Genomic DNA, 13220 nt, shown 5'->3' on the forward strand with positions numbered 1-13220 from the left:
GGCCCCGGCGGCCCCCGCGCAGCCGGAGCCCGCGCAGCAGGCCGCCCCGCAGGAGCCGGTGCAGCAGGCCGCCCCGCAGGAGCCGGTGCAGCAGGCCGCGCCGCAGCAGGCTCCGGCGGCCGACCTGGCCGAGCACGTCATCGCGAGCGGCGAGACCACCGCGAAGATCGCGCGCCACCACGGCACCACGGTCGGCGAGCTGGTCGGGATCAACGACCTCGCCCACGGCGGTGCGCTGATCTACGCCGGCGACGTCATGCTCGTGCCGGCGGGCGGCGCTCCTACGGCCGCGCAGAGCTACACCGTGCAGCACGGTGACACGCTGTCGGAGATCGCCGCACAGCACGGCACCGACGTGCACACCCTGGCGCAGGCCAACGACCTGGACGACCCGGACCTGATCATCACGGGCCAGACCCTGTCGATCCACTGACGGACGCACCGTGGCCCGGGTCCCGACCCCTCGTGCGAGGAGGTCGGGACCCGGGCCACCAGTCTGTCCGGGCCTGAGGTCAGGCCGCGCAGGCCTCCTCGAGCTCGGTCTGTGCCGCCTCGGAGTCGCTCACGTCGACGTCGGGGATCGGGATGACGTCCTCGGTGCGCGTCCCCTCCTCGACGACCGCGTCGTTGACCTCCTCGAACGGGGCGTTGATGCGCTCCAGCAGGGTCGCCCGGTCCTCGTCCGCCTCCTCGGCCAGCGTCATGATCCGGCCGGAGAGCAGGGTGACCTCGGAGAACGCGACCGGGTCGAGGTCGTCGCCGGAGCCCACGACGTCGCGCTGCGTCGCCGCGCGCTCGCTCAGCGGGGTCCCCTGGCCGGCGAAGAAGCCCTGGCAGGCGGGGTCGTCGGCGACGGCCATACCCTCCTCGCCGGACTCCATCTCCTGGTCCTGGGTGTCCTCCTGCTCGGAGGCGGTCTCGGCGGTGCTGCCCGCGTCCTCGTCCTCGGCCGAGCACGCGGCGGTCAGGATCGCCAGGCTCATCACGGTGGCCATGGTCAGGGCACGTCGCATCAGGTCATTCCTCCTTGGGTGGATGGTCGCCGTCCGACCTGGACGGCACGAGCCGCCCGCCACGGCGCCCCCCAGGCACCGTCACGCGCGGACCTCCATCCTGCCTCACGGTCCCGGCGGAGCCGTGGCCGGGGTCGGGCAGCTCGGGGCTACCAGCCCTGCGTGCCCTCGGCGCCCTTGAACGGGCCCTGCACCCGGGAGGTGATCCACCCGCCGTAGAACCCGCCCTCCTGCGGTCGGACCCGCTCGCCGTCGACGTAGCAGCCGTCCTCGGGGTCGATCGCACCGTCGATGGCGCTGGGCATGACCGCGGCGTAGTCGGCGATCTCCCGGAACGCGGGGGTGGGGTCGGGGTAGGTCCACGCCGCCCGGCTCAACCGGGTCTGGTCGACGACCAGGTCGAAGTAGGTGGCCGAGCCCTTGAACTCGCACGTCGTGCGTCGGTTGTCCCGGGCCGGCTGGAGCACCCCCGTGACGAAGGCGCCGAGCGGCAGGTAGTAGGTCGGCGGGTGCGACGTCTCCAGCACCCGGATGGCCGCCACCGTCTCGGCCACCGTCTGCCCGCCCACCCGGATCACCACGTGCTCACCGCCGGAGGTGTCGACCGCCGGGGGTCGCGGGTAGTCCCAGACGGACTCGGTCTGTGCAGGCATACCCCTGACCATAGGGGCGGGTGGCCGGTCGTGACCAACCGATCGCCCCTCAGCGCCGACCGGGGAGGGACGCGGAGAGGGCCTCGCCCAGCGGCGACGCGAGCTCCAGGGACCGGGTCCGGCTGAGGTGGTTGCCGTCGGCCCACACCAGGGTGGACCCGTCCACCGCCGGGCACCAGCCGTCCGGGCACAGCTCGTCGGTGAGGTCGAGCAGCCCGACCTCGGGCGCCTGCTCGAGGGCCAGCCCCACGGGGGCCCACGTCCGCGCCAGCGCCTCCTCGAGCGGCTCGCCGCAGGACACCGGGTCGTCGCGGTGCTCGGCCACGCACTCGGGCGGGTCCGCTCCCATGCGCGGCGTGGGGGCGACGGTCAGGACCGGCGCACCGGCGGCGCCCAGCCGCTCCCAGGTCCGCACCATCCCGGCCGCCATGAGCGGGTGGCCGTCGTCCGACCGGACCACCTCGCCGTCGACCCACAGCCGGGGGATGGGCACCTGCGCCGTCACCACCGCGTCGGGAGGGTCGGCGGCGAGCGCCTCGGTGACCTCCCCCAGCCAGTCAAGGCAGTCCTCCCGGGGGTCCGTCCCGGCCATGGGTATGACGTCCGCGGCCGGGCAGGACGTCCGCGCCACGAGCTCGACCCGCCACCCGCGCTGCGCACCGGCGGCGGCCAGCGCCGGCATCCACATCACCGCGTGCGAGTCGCCCACGAGGACCACCCGGGTGTCGCCGTCGACGTCCCCGTCCACGCAGACCGTGGCCCGCTCGGTGCCCGCCAGCCCCGCGCAGCCGTCGTAGAAGGGGGCGTAGACGTCGTCCCGCGCCACCTCGGGGGCCGGGCTGACCTGCTGCGCCTGCGCCGGGACCCTGGACGCGACCCCTCCCGGTGCGAGCGTGCCCAGCGCCACGAGCACCGCGCCGACCCCCGCGGCGCAGCTCACGGCATACCCGGTCACGGGGCGCAGCAGCGCCCGCGCCGTCGCCCGCACGGGGGCCCTCGCGACGCGGCCGCCGAACGGGGCCTCGACGAAGCGGTAGGACAACCATGCCACCGGGAGGGTGAGGGTCAGGACCAGCAGGCCCACGGCCCACGGGAGGGTCTCGGCGCCGACCACCGCGGTGGCCGCGACGAGCAGCGGCCAGTGCCAGAGGTAGAGCGAGTAGGACACGTCCCCCAGCCACCGGGCCGGCCGCAGGTCCAGGCCGCGCTCGACCACGCCGCCGGGGCGGACGAAGGGGCCGCCGAGCAGGACGCCCACCGTGCCGAGCGTCGGCACCAGGGCCGCGGTGCCCGGGAACGCCGTCTGCGCGTCGAGGACCACGGCGGAGCCGAGGACGGCGGCGAGCCCGGCGAGCACGAGCACGGCGGCCGCCCGCGGGCCCGGGCGCCGGGCCACCCACCGCGGCCAGAGGGCCGCGAGGACGGCACCCAGCGCGAGCTCCCAGACGCGGGTGGTCGTGACGAGGTAGGCGCGACCCGGGTCCGCCTGCGACAGCCACGCCGACCATGCCAGCGAGAGCGTCCCGGCCACCCCGGCGACGAGGGCCACCCGGGCCGCCGCCGACCCGCGCCCCCGCCGCACCGGTGACACCACCGCCAGGGCCAGCACCACGGGCCACACGAGGTAGAACTGCTCCTCCACCGCCAGGGACCAGAAGTGCTGCAGCGGCGAGGGTGCCGCGTCCGCGGCGAGGTAGTCCACCGAGCGCTCGGCGAACCGCCAGTTGACGAGGTAGACCGCGCTCGCGGCGATGTCGCCCGCGACGTCCCGCCACCGGGTGCTGGGCAGCAGCGTGAGGGTGATCAGCACGACGCCGAGGACCGTCGCCCCGGCGGCGGGCAGCAGCCGCCGGGCGCGTCGCAGGTAGAACCGCGGGAGGTCGAGCCGGCCGTGCTCGGTGATCTCGGCCAGCAGGATCCGGGTCATGAGGAAGCCGGAGACGACCAGGAAGACGTCGACCCCGACATACCCCCCGGCCAGCCCCGGGAGGCCCGCGTGCCACAGCAGCACCAGCGCCACCGCGACCGCCCGGAGGGTCTGGATATCTGCGCGCATCGAGCCGTGCCCCCGCATCGTCGTGGTCCCCGTGGATCCTACGCCGGGCGCTACGCTTCCCCGATGAGCGAACGTGGACGCCGTGTCTCCGCGGGCCTCGACAAGGTCCGCACCCTGCTGGGCCGGTCGCGGTCGGAGCGGGACGAGCCCCGGGTGCGCACCCTCCCGGACCCGGGGGAGAGCTCGGTCGCCGAGCTGCCGCTCACCCCCGAGTCGCGCAAGATCGGGGAGGAGGAGCGGGCCCGGATCGACGCCGGTGTGGCCGCGGTGCAGCAGGACGGGGTCGACATCGACGACCTGGCCTCCATCGGGGCCGGGTTGGACCGGGCGCTCGTCGCCTGGCTCGCCAGCAAGGGCGCCGACGAGCACCACGACGAGATCGTGGAGCGGTATGCCGTGGCCGTCGGCGAGCACCTGCACCGCCACACCGACCTGGCCTGGGAGGTCGTCACCGACGTCTTCGGGACCGACCTCGCGGTGGCCGCGGGGGACTTCGTCGTGGTCCCCGGCAACCTCGTCGCCGTCCGCTGGATGCGGCGCGAGCGGGGGTGGGTCCCCCAGGTCGTGGGGCACATCGTCGAGGTGCGCAGCCGCTGACCCCCCGGTCCCGGTGCCTCAGTCCGCGTCCGGGGGCGGCACCGGCCCCCGCGAGGCCGGGTCCTGGGGCCGGCCGGTGACCTTCTGCAGCTGGCGGAAGACCCAGGCCGTGGCGACCTCCCGCCCGGTCGCGACGTACTCCACCGCCGAGTCGTGGAAGACGGTGGAGCGCACGACCGCGAGGTCCAGCTCCCGGCCCAGCAGCAGGAGCGTGTCGCCCTCCTTGAGGGTCTCGTCCATGCCCGGGGTGAAGACGCGCCGCCCGGAGCGCACGAGCACGGCCGGGTAGACCGCGAGCCGGACGTCGCGCTCGTCCGGGTCGCGCAGCAGGTCCCCGAGGGTCAGCTCGTGCTCGGCCAGCCAGCGCACCACGGCCGGGGCGCTTGTGAAGTCGAGGTCCAGCCGGGTCGAGATCGGGGTCTCGTCGCCCACGACGGCGACGATCTCGTCCATGACCCGTCGGTCCCACTCGTCGTCCTCGTGCAGGACGTGGTCGATGAAGCTCCAGTAGTTCGGGGAGGTGATGCGGGCGACGGCCTCCCGGGCCAGCAGCTCGGTCGGGATGAAGACCGAGTCGGCGTCGAAGGCCTGCAGCGGCGCGGCGTTGACCGCGGAGTTCTGCCGCACGGCGATGAAGAGCTGGTCGTTCTCGATGCGGGCGTGGGCGGCGTTGGCCATGTTGACGATGTCGGACTCGGCGCCGGCGATGAACCCCACCGCGTCCGAGACGTCGGGGCGTCCGTCCGCGGGGTCGACGAGGATGACGTCCAGCCCGGCGCTCTCGAGGTCACGGGTCACCTCGAAGCCGAAGGTGCCGTCGGCGCAGACCACCCACTGCCCGTCGGTGAGGTGCGAGAGCCGGTGCGGCAGGTTGGAGCCGCGCTTGCTCATCAGCCAGGAGGCCAGGCGGAAGCCGGCGGGGCGGCGCAGCGCCATGACGAGGTAGGCGCCGTAGCGGTCGAAGGGGTTGATGATGACGTCGGCGGCGAAGTCGTGCATCTGCTGGGCGTGCTCGCGGTCGCTGCAGCGGGCGATGACCATGAGCTCGGGCCGGAGCAGGTTGACGGACATGACGACCGACAGGTTGGTCTCGTCGCTGTCGGTGAGCGCGAGCACCGCCTCGCAGTGGTCGTGCCCCAGCCCGGCCAGGCCGAGCATGCGCGGGTCGCGCCCGCTGGCGGCGAAGCCGGGGTGGTCGCTGGAGTAGCCGTCGAGCGCGAGCTGCTGGACCCGCTCCGGGTCCTCGTCGAGGATGACGAAGTCGCGGCCCTGGTCCTCCAGCGCCCGGCAGACCGCCTCGCCGGCCTGGCCGTAGCCGACGACGAGGACGAAGGGGTTCTGGATGCCGCGCACCTTGCGGCCGAAGCGCTGCAGCCGGATGGCCTGGCGGAAGGTCTGCTCCTGCGACAGCGACAGCAGGGCGCCGATGCTGTAGGACCAGGCGATGACGCAGGCGTAGATGGTGGCGGTGACCCACATGCGCTGCGCGTAGCTGAACTCGTGCGGCACCTCGCCGTAGCCGATGGTGAGGCCCGTGTAGCTGATGACGTAGAAGCTGTCGAAGACGGCCAGCCGCTCCGGGTTCTCCTCGGTGCCCGGCATCATGCTCAGCCCGAAGGTCATGACGGCGAAGACGCTGACGATGACGACCAGCGGCGTCCGCATCCGGCGCAGCACGAGGAAGACGGCGTCGGTCGTCGGGAGGTCCGCCGGCACGTCGACGCGGTAGCGCCGCAGCGAGTCCGGGCGCGGGCGGGCGGGCTTGCCGCGCGCCAGGAGCTGAAGGAGGTTGGCCATCGTGGGGCGGCCGCTCAGCGGCGGCGGTAGGAGACCGTCTCGATCACGAGCAGCACGATGGAGACGATGTTGGCCAGGAGGGCACCGGCCGCGATGGAGACGACGCTGCTCATGTGCTGCCCGGTGAGGCCGCCCGGGTCGACGTGGCGGGCCCAGATCCACACCAGCGCGGCGACGATGAGCTGGATGCTCGCCACCAGCGAGGTGGCCAGGTGGACGGCACCGATCTGCGTGCGGTCGCCGAACTTGAGGATGGTCGCGATGATGTTGACCACGACCGCGGCGTACAGCTCGTAGACGTTGTGGAGCTTGGGGTTGTCGATGTCGCCGAGGACGTACCCGAAGTTCAGGGTCGCCGCCAGCAGGACGAAGAAGCCGAAGACGACTTTCTCAAGGTTCACAGCCACGACGATAACGCCGCGGGTCTGTCGGCGCTGCTTTCTAGGATGACGGGCATGGAACTCGAGGAGGCGGGGGCGCTGGCCCGGGGGTTGATGCGCCGGCACGGGCTGGCCGGCTGGGGGTTCGGCTTCGACCGGGCCAAGGTCCGGGCGGGGGCGTGCCACTGGACCGACCGGCGGATCACCCTGAGCCGGGCGATCACGGCGGTGCACGACGAGGGTCAGGTCCGCGAGACCGTGCTGCACGAGGTCGCGCACGCGCTCGTCGGCCCCGGCCACGGCCACGACGCGGTCTGGCGCGCCCGCGCCCGGTCCCTCGGGGCGAGCGGCGAGCGGTGCTACGCCGTGGGGGCGGAGGGGCCGGCCGTGCCGGGCCGCTGGGAGGGCCGGTGCGCCGCCGGGCACGTGGTCCAGCGGCACCGACGGCCGACCCGGGTGCTGGTCTGCACGCGCTGCCGCGGGGTCCCGACGCTCGAGCGGGTCATCCGGTGGCGGCTCGACGGGCGCACCGTGGACGACCACGAGCTCGGCCCGCAGGTGCGGGCGGTGATGCGGCAGCTCGAGCGGTTGACGTAGCGGCAGGTGGGACGTTCCACGGGGGCGTCCGACGGTCCGGTCCGTGACCAAAGCGTGACCTCTCCCGGGCTGAATGCTCCCTGTGTCTGCGCTAGTTTGCCAGTGAGTTGCTCATGTGATGCACCCCTGTTCCGTCAGGCGGTGGCCGTGGGCGCTGATGGAGAGAGGAGCCAATGGTGGCGACGACGAGGTGGCGACATGCCACGATCCCAGCGCTCGCAGCAGCGCTCGGCCTGACCCTGACGGGATGTCTGCAGAACCCCGAGGCCGGGTCGGGGGGTGCAGTCGGGGCGGTGGGTGCCGAGCCCGAGGAGGGTGACGGGAGCGTGAGCATCCTGGGCGCCTTCGGCGGCGCCGAGGAGGAGCTGTTCAACGCCTCCCTCGAGGAGTTCGAGCAGGAGTCGGGCATCAGCATCGACTACGTCTCCGACCAGGACTTCACCAACACCATCCAGGTCCGGGTCGACGCCGGTGACAAGCCGGACATCGGGCTCTTCCCGCAGCCCGGCGGTGTGCTAAACCTCGCCGAGCGAGGAGAGCTGGTGCCGATCGACGCGATGCTCGACTACGACGAGATCGACCGCACCCTGGTCAACGGGTTCCTCGACTCCGCCCGGTTCGACGGCCGCGTCTACGCCGCCCCGATGCGGATGGCCGTCAAGTCCATCGTCTGGTACCCCAAGGGCGCCTACGAGGAGGGCGGCTGGAACACCGAGCCGGCGAACCTCGACGAGCTGGACCAGGTCGCCGACCAGATCCGGACCGACGCCGACACCCCGCCCTGGTGCATCGGGTGGCAGTCCGACCAGGCGACCGGGTGGGTCGGGACCGACTGGGTCGAGGAGTACATGCTCCGCCTGCACGGCCCGGACGTCTACGACGACTGGATCTACCACCGCATCCCGTTCAACGACGAGCGGGTCGTCGAGGCGATCGAGGCCTACGGCCAGCTCGCCAACGAGGAGGGCAACGTCCTCGGCGGCTCCCGGGGCATCCTCAACACCCCGTTCGCCGAGGCGATGAACCCCGCCTTCAACGACGACCCCGGCTGCTACCTCATGCGGCAGGGCAACTTCGCCACCACGTTCTTCCCCCAGGACGTCCAGGACAACCTCGACGAGGAGGTCGGCATCTTCGTCTTCCCGCCGGCGGCGGACGGCTACGACGGCCAGCCCATCCTGGGCGGCGGCGACCTCGCGGCGGCGTTCACCTACGACACCGACGTGGCCGCGGTGATGGAGTTCCTCTCCTCCGACGAGTTCGGCGGCCCGTGGGCGGAGGCCGGTGGGTGGCTCAGCCCGCACACCAGCTTCGACATGGACCTCTACCCCGACGAGGTCACCCGGCGGATCGCCGAGTTCGGCTACACCTCGGACGTGTTCCGCTACGACGGCTCGGACGTCATGCCCCGTGAGGTGGGCTCGGGCTCCTTCTGGACCGGCATGGTCGAGTTCCAGAGCGGGGAGAAGACCCCCCAGGAGGTCGCGGACGACATCGAGGAAGGCTGGCCGGAGTCGGCCGACGCGAGCGAGGAGGGCGAGGACCAGTGAGCACGACGTCATCGACCCCTCCCGTCGGGGAGGAGGTACCCCAGGCGCCCTCGGACGAGGGCCCGGGCGGGGCGGGCAACGTCGGACCCTCCGACGCCGGGCTCCAGCCGGCCAGGCTCGTCCTCGGCGTGCTCGGCATCGCCGTCTCGGTCTGGCTGATCGGCAACCTGTTCCTCGCGTTCGCGTGGTACCCGCAGTGGTTCTTCGACAGCAAGATCCTCATGGGTGTCCTGGGCCTGGTCGTGGGCGTGGGTGGTGCCGCCCTACTGTTCTGGTTCCTCAACATGGCGATCGAGGCGCTGCCGCGGCGGCTGGAGCACGGGGTCATGCCCTACGCCTTCCTGCTGCCGGGCTTCTCCCTCATCGGGCTCATGCTGCTGTTCCCCACGGTGCAGACGATCCACTACAGCTTCGCCAACCGGGACTCCACCGCCTACGTCGACCCCATCTGGGCGAACTTCACCAGCCTGTTCCGCAGCGGCGACTTCTGGTCGGCGATGTTCAACAACCTGCTGTGGATCGCCATCGTGCCCGCGGTCACGGTGTCCCTCGGCGTGGTCGTCGCGGTGCTGGCCGACAAGCTCTCGTCGGCCAGCGAGAAGTGGTCGAAGAGCTTCATCTTCATGCCGATGGCCATCAGCTTCGTCGCCGCCTCGGCGATCTGGCTGACGACGGTCTACGGCTACCGTCCCCCGGGTGAGCCGCAGACCGCGGCGCTCAACGCCATCTGGGTCAACTGGTTCGGCCAGGACCCGGCCAGCTGGCTGGACATCGACACCGCCCGCCTCAACAGCATCCTGCTCATGGTGATCCTCATCTGGCTGCAGACGGGCTTCGCCATGGTGCTGCTGAGCTCGGCGATCAAGGGCGTCCCCGAGGACACCCTCGAGGCGGCCCGGATCGACGGCGCGTCCGAGTGGCAGATCTTCTGGCAGGTCACCATCCCGCAGATCTGGGGCACCATCGTCACCGTCTTCATCACGGTGCTCATCCTGGTGATGAAGGTCTTCGACATCGTCTACGTGCTCACCAACGGGCGCAACAACACCGATGTCATCGCCAACATGTTCTTCCGGGAGATGTTCACCAACCGCGACGCCGGTCGGGCGACGGCCCTCATCGTCGTCCTGCTCGTCGCCATCATCCCCATCCTGATCTACCAGGTCAGGGACTTCCGCAAGCAGGAGGCCATGCGATGAACGCCGGACGGCTCAAGGACGGGCGCCAGCGCAGCCCCGTCTCGATGGTGACCATGCTGCTGCTGGCCCTGCTGTGGACGCTGCCGACCCTGGGCCTGCTCGTCACCAGCTTCCGCAGCCGCGACGACGCCCTCAACAGCGGCTGGTGGTCGGCGATCGTCAACCCCTTCGGCACCTCGTGGACCTTCAGCAACTACACCGAGGTCTTCGAGCGGGCGGACATGGGCAACGCCTTCCTCAACGGCATCGTGGTGGCGGTCCCGGCGACGATCATCCCCATCATGTTCGCCGCCTTCGCCGCCTACGCGTTCACCTTCCTGCAGTTCCGGTTCAAGGAGACGCTGTTCATCATCATCGTGGCGGTCATGGTGGTCCCCATCCACGTGGCCTTCCAGCCGTTGCTGAACCTCTTCGGCCCCAACGGCCTGGGCATCGCGGGCCAGTACCTCGCGGTGTGGCTGCTCCACACCGGGTTCGGCATGCCGCTGTGCATCTACGTGCTGCGCAACTACATGTCCTCGCTGCCCTACAGCGTGGTGGAGTCCGCCCGGATCGACGGCTGCTCGAACTTCCAGATCTTCTGGAAGCTGGTGGCGCCGATGGCCATGCCGGCGATGGCGGCCTTCGCCACCCTGCAGTTCCTCTGGGTGTGGAACGACCTGCTCATCGCCAAGCTGTTCCTCAGCAACGACAACACCACGGTGATCGTCAAGCTCCAGCAGCTGCTGGGCACCCAGGGCCAGGGCGCCGAGCTGCTGACCGCGGGCGCCTTCATCTCCATGGTGCTGCCGATGATCGTCTTCTTCGCGCTCCAGAACTTCCTGGTCCGCGGCATGACGAGCGGCGCCGTCAAGGGCTGACCTCCCCGGCCCGGCTCACCGACGAGCGGGCGGGAGCCCCCTCCTCCTGGGGCTCCCGCCCGCTCGTCACGTCCCGGCCGCCCACGGCGAGGAGGGGCTGTCCGGGGCGCCGTGGGTGGTCCCGCCTCCCGGCCCGATGATTGGATGTGACCCGTGACACGTGAACTGCCCTGGCCCGTGGCACTGCCGCAGGAGGCCCGTGCCCGCACCGAGGCCGTCCTGGCCCCGCTGCCCGAGCACCGCCGCACCACCTTCGCCCTGCGTGTCGCCCGGTGGTGGGACGACCTCGTCGACGGGCTGGCGCCCTACCCCGACCCCGAGGCCGTGGCGGCGCGGGCGCTGGAGCTGGCGGCGACGGCATACCGCGACCGCGACGACGAGCTGCACCTGCTGGACCAGCGCCGTTCCCTGGAGCCGGACTGGTTCCAGCGCCCGGACGTCGTGGGCTACGCGGGCTACGCCGAGCGGCTCACCGAGGAGGGCACCCTCACGGCGCTCGCCGGGCTGGCCGACCACCTCACCGGGCTCGGGGTGCGCTACCTGCACCTCATGCCGCTGCTGCAGCCCCGCCCGGCGCCCAACGACGGGGGGTACGCCGTCGCCGACTACCGGTCGGTGCGCTCGGACCTCGGGTCCATGGACGACCTGCGCGAGCTCACCGCCCGGCTGCGCGAGCGCGGCATCAGCGTCTGCCTCGACCTCGTCCTCAACCACGTCGCCCGGGAGCACGCGTGGGCGCGGGCCGCGCGGGAGGGCGACGAGCACTACCGGCGCTACTTCCACGTCTACCCCGACCGGGAGGTGCCCGACGCCTACGAGCGCTCGCTGCTGGAGGTCTTCCCCGACTTCGCGCCCGGCAACTTCACCTGGGACGAGGACCTCGACGGCTGGGTCTGGACGACGTTCAACGACTACCAGTGGGACCTGGCCTGGGACAACCCCGACGTCTTCGCCGAGCTCGCCGACGTCATCCTCTTCCTCGCCAACCAGGGTGTGGAGATCCTGCGGCTGGACGCCATCGCCTTCCTCTGGAAGCGCATGGGGACCCAGTGCCAGAACGAGCCCGAGGTCCACCAGCTCACCCAGGCGCTGCGAGCGCTCGCCCGGATGGTCGCCCCGGCCCTGGTGTTCAAGGCGGAGGCCATCGTCGGCCCCAACGAGGTGGTGCACTACCTCGGCCAGGGTCAGCACCACGGCAAGGTCTCCGACCTCGCCTACCACAACAGCCTCATGGTGCAGATCTGGTCGATGCTCGCCGCCGGGGACGCCCGGCTGGCCACGCACGCGCTCGGCCGCTTCCCGGTGGTGCCGTCCAGCACCGCCTGGATCACCTACCTGCGCTGCCACGACGACATCGGCTGGGCCATCGACGACGACGACGCGCGCTCGGTCATGGTCGACGGCCACGCCCACCGCTCGTTCCTGTCCGACTACTACTCCGGGGTCTTCCCCGGCTCGGGGGCGAGCGGGCTGGTCTTCCAGCACAACCCCGCGACCGGCGACCGGCGCATCTCCGGGTCGGCCGCCGCCCTCACGGGGCTCGAGCGCGCCCTCGAGCTGGTCGACAGCGCGGTCGACGAGGAGGCCGCCGGTGAGGCCGAGCGCGCGGTCGACGAGGCGGTGGCCCGGCTGCTGCTGGGGTATGCCGTGGTCTACGGCTTCGGCGGCATCCCGGTGGTGTGGTCCGGTGACGAGGTCGCCAGCCTCGGCGACCCCGACTGGGCCTCCGTGCCCGAGCACGCCGCCGACAACCGCTGGGTCCACCGCCCGCGGCTGGACCCGGCCGAGGTGGCCGACGCGCTGGCCGACCCCACCTCGGCACCGGGCCGGGTGCTGCGGGGCATGCAGCACCTCGCCCGCACCCGTGCGTCGCTGCCGCACCTGCACGCCAGCGTGGGGGCCCAGGTCGTCGCGGCCCCGGACGCCGCGGTCTTCGTGGTCGTGCGCCGCCACCCGGTCGGGGTCATGGTGCAGCTCTACAACCTCACCGCCGAGCCGCGGACCGTGCCCGGGTGGTGGGTGCGTGAGCTGGGGCTGTCCGTCGACCGGACGGTCGACGCGCTCAACGGCTACCCGCCGAGCCTGACGGCGGACGGGTCGGTCTACCTGTCCACCTACCAGCCGGTGTGGCTCGTCCGTTCTTGACATATACCCCCGGGGGTATCTAGGGTGGAGCGTGGGACGCCACCCCGGCGTCCGCCGACCGACCGAGGAGCCACCGTGTGCCGAGCCGTCACCTGCCAGACCTGCGGAAGGACCACCTGGGCCGGCTGCGGCCAGCACGTCGACCAGGTCCGGCGCGGGGTGCCGGCGGGGCAGTGGTGCGGCGGGCACGAGGGTGCCGCCCAGCCCGCCGGGGGTCTGCTCACGCGCCTCCTCGGCCGCTGACGACCGCGATCCCCTGCGCGGTCCCGACGCCGGCCGCCCTCGCCCCATCCCTGTCGCGACGGGCGGTCGGCGTCCCACCCCGGCGTGTGCCCGGTGAGCTCGTGGGGTCTGCGACGCACCGGACATAGGG

General features: G+C 72.1%; 13 protein-coding genes. 8 read left to right on the forward strand and 5 right to left on the reverse strand.

Annotated features, from left to right (window positions below):
• Positions 1–433 (forward strand): LysM peptidoglycan-binding domain-containing protein (locus EUS26_RS12305; protein ID WP_130014126.1); only part of this gene is annotated, 433 nt, incomplete at its 5' end.
• Between the two features lie 79 nt (positions 434–512).
• On the opposite strand, the gene EUS26_RS12310 is transcribed toward EUS26_RS12305, so the two are convergent.
• The 3 genes from EUS26_RS12310 to EUS26_RS12320 all read right to left on the reverse strand — a co-directional run bounded on the left by EUS26_RS12310 (position 513) and on the right by EUS26_RS12320 (position 3722).
• Positions 513–1013 carry a hypothetical protein gene (locus EUS26_RS12310; RefSeq protein WP_130014127.1) on the reverse strand — a complete coding sequence of 167 codons (501 nt, stop codon included), beginning with the start codon at positions 1011–1013 and terminating at the stop codon, positions 513–515.
• A 149-nt stretch (positions 1014–1162) separates the two neighbouring features.
• Positions 1163–1666: a DUF427 domain-containing protein gene (locus tag EUS26_RS12315; RefSeq protein ID WP_130014128.1), complete on the reverse strand. Its 504-nt coding sequence runs from the start codon at positions 1664–1666 to the stop codon at positions 1163–1165.
• A 49-nt stretch (positions 1667–1715) separates the two neighbouring features.
• On the reverse strand, positions 1716–3722 hold the full coding sequence (locus EUS26_RS12320) for an acyltransferase family protein (protein ID WP_165368606.1): 2007 nt from the start codon (positions 3720–3722) through the stop codon (positions 1716–1718).
• 63 nt (positions 3723–3785) lie between these two features.
• Here EUS26_RS12320 and EUS26_RS12325 point away from each other — a divergent pair, with 63 nt between their 5' ends.
• Positions 3786–4319, forward strand: a complete 534-nt coding sequence (locus EUS26_RS12325; protein WP_130014130.1) for a DUF3806 domain-containing protein — start codon at positions 3786–3788, stop codon at positions 4317–4319.
• Positions 4320–4337: 18 nt separating this feature from the next.
• On the opposite strand, the gene EUS26_RS12330 is transcribed toward EUS26_RS12325, so the two are convergent.
• The gene (locus EUS26_RS12330; protein ID WP_130014131.1) at positions 4338–6116 is read right to left on the reverse strand and encodes a potassium channel protein; all 1779 of its coding nucleotides are present in this window, start codon (positions 6114–6116) and stop codon (positions 4338–4340) included.
• A 14-nt stretch (positions 6117–6130) separates the two neighbouring features.
• Positions 6131–6517, reverse strand: coding sequence for a DUF6394 family protein (locus EUS26_RS12335; protein WP_130014132.1), 387 nt, complete (start codon positions 6515–6517; stop codon positions 6131–6133).
• Between the two features lie 54 nt (positions 6518–6571).
• On the opposite strand from EUS26_RS12335, the gene EUS26_RS12340 reads away from it, so the two are divergent.
• From EUS26_RS12340 to EUS26_RS16985, 6 genes are all read left to right on the forward strand, one after another.
• Positions 6572–7093 (forward strand): SprT-like domain-containing protein, encoded by a 522-nt coding sequence (locus EUS26_RS12340; RefSeq protein ID WP_130014133.1) that lies wholly within the window; start codon positions 6572–6574, stop codon positions 7091–7093.
• Between the two features lie 293 nt (positions 7094–7386).
• A complete protein-coding gene (locus EUS26_RS12345) occupies positions 7387–8643 on the forward strand; it encodes an ABC transporter substrate-binding protein (protein WP_337590221.1) in 1257 nt (418 codons plus the stop codon).
• On the forward strand, positions 8640–9842 hold the full coding sequence (locus EUS26_RS12350) for a carbohydrate ABC transporter permease (RefSeq protein WP_130014135.1): 1203 nt from the start codon (positions 8640–8642) through the stop codon (positions 9840–9842). Before EUS26_RS12345 ends, EUS26_RS12350 begins: the two co-directional genes overlap by 4 nt.
• On the forward strand, positions 9839–10702 hold the full coding sequence (locus EUS26_RS12355) for a carbohydrate ABC transporter permease (protein WP_130014136.1): 864 nt from the start codon (positions 9839–9841) through the stop codon (positions 10700–10702). The genes EUS26_RS12350 and EUS26_RS12355 overlap by 4 nt, the downstream gene beginning before the upstream one ends.
• Before the next feature lie 153 nt (positions 10703–10855).
• Positions 10856–12847, forward strand: coding sequence for an alpha-amylase family protein (locus EUS26_RS12360; protein WP_238148968.1), 1992 nt, complete (start codon positions 10856–10858; stop codon positions 12845–12847).
• 75 nt (positions 12848–12922) lie between these two features.
• Positions 12923–13090: a hypothetical protein gene (locus tag EUS26_RS16985; protein ID WP_165368607.1), complete on the forward strand. Its 168-nt coding sequence runs from the start codon at positions 12923–12925 to the stop codon at positions 13088–13090.
• Positions 13091–13220 lie beyond the last annotated feature (130 nt).

Source organism: Serinicoccus sediminis, assembly GCF_004153545.1.
Lineage (GTDB): Bacteria > Actinomycetota > Actinomycetes > Actinomycetales > Dermatophilaceae > Ornithinicoccus > Ornithinicoccus sediminis_A.

Coding starts and splice junctions, on each gene's coding strand:
- EUS26_RS12320 (WP_165368606.1), bottom strand. CDS start 3,722: ATGCGCGCAGATATCCAGACCCTCCGGGCGGTCGCGGTGGCGCTGGTG.
- EUS26_RS12355 (WP_130014136.1), top strand. CDS start 9,839: ATGAACGCCGGACGGCTCAAGGACGGGCGCCAGCGCAGCCCCGTCTCG.
- EUS26_RS12310 (WP_130014127.1), bottom strand. CDS start 1,013: ATGCGACGTGCCCTGACCATGGCCACCGTGATGAGCCTGGCGATCCTG.
- EUS26_RS12340 (WP_130014133.1), top strand. CDS start 6,572: ATGGAACTCGAGGAGGCGGGGGCGCTGGCCCGGGGGTTGATGCGCCGG.
- EUS26_RS12325 (WP_130014130.1), top strand. CDS start 3,786: ATGAGCGAACGTGGACGCCGTGTCTCCGCGGGCCTCGACAAGGTCCGC.
- EUS26_RS12315 (WP_130014128.1), bottom strand. CDS start 1,666: ATGCCTGCACAGACCGAGTCCGTCTGGGACTACCCGCGACCCCCGGCG.
- EUS26_RS12330 (WP_130014131.1), bottom strand. CDS start 6,116: ATGGCCAACCTCCTTCAGCTCCTGGCGCGCGGCAAGCCCGCCCGCCCG.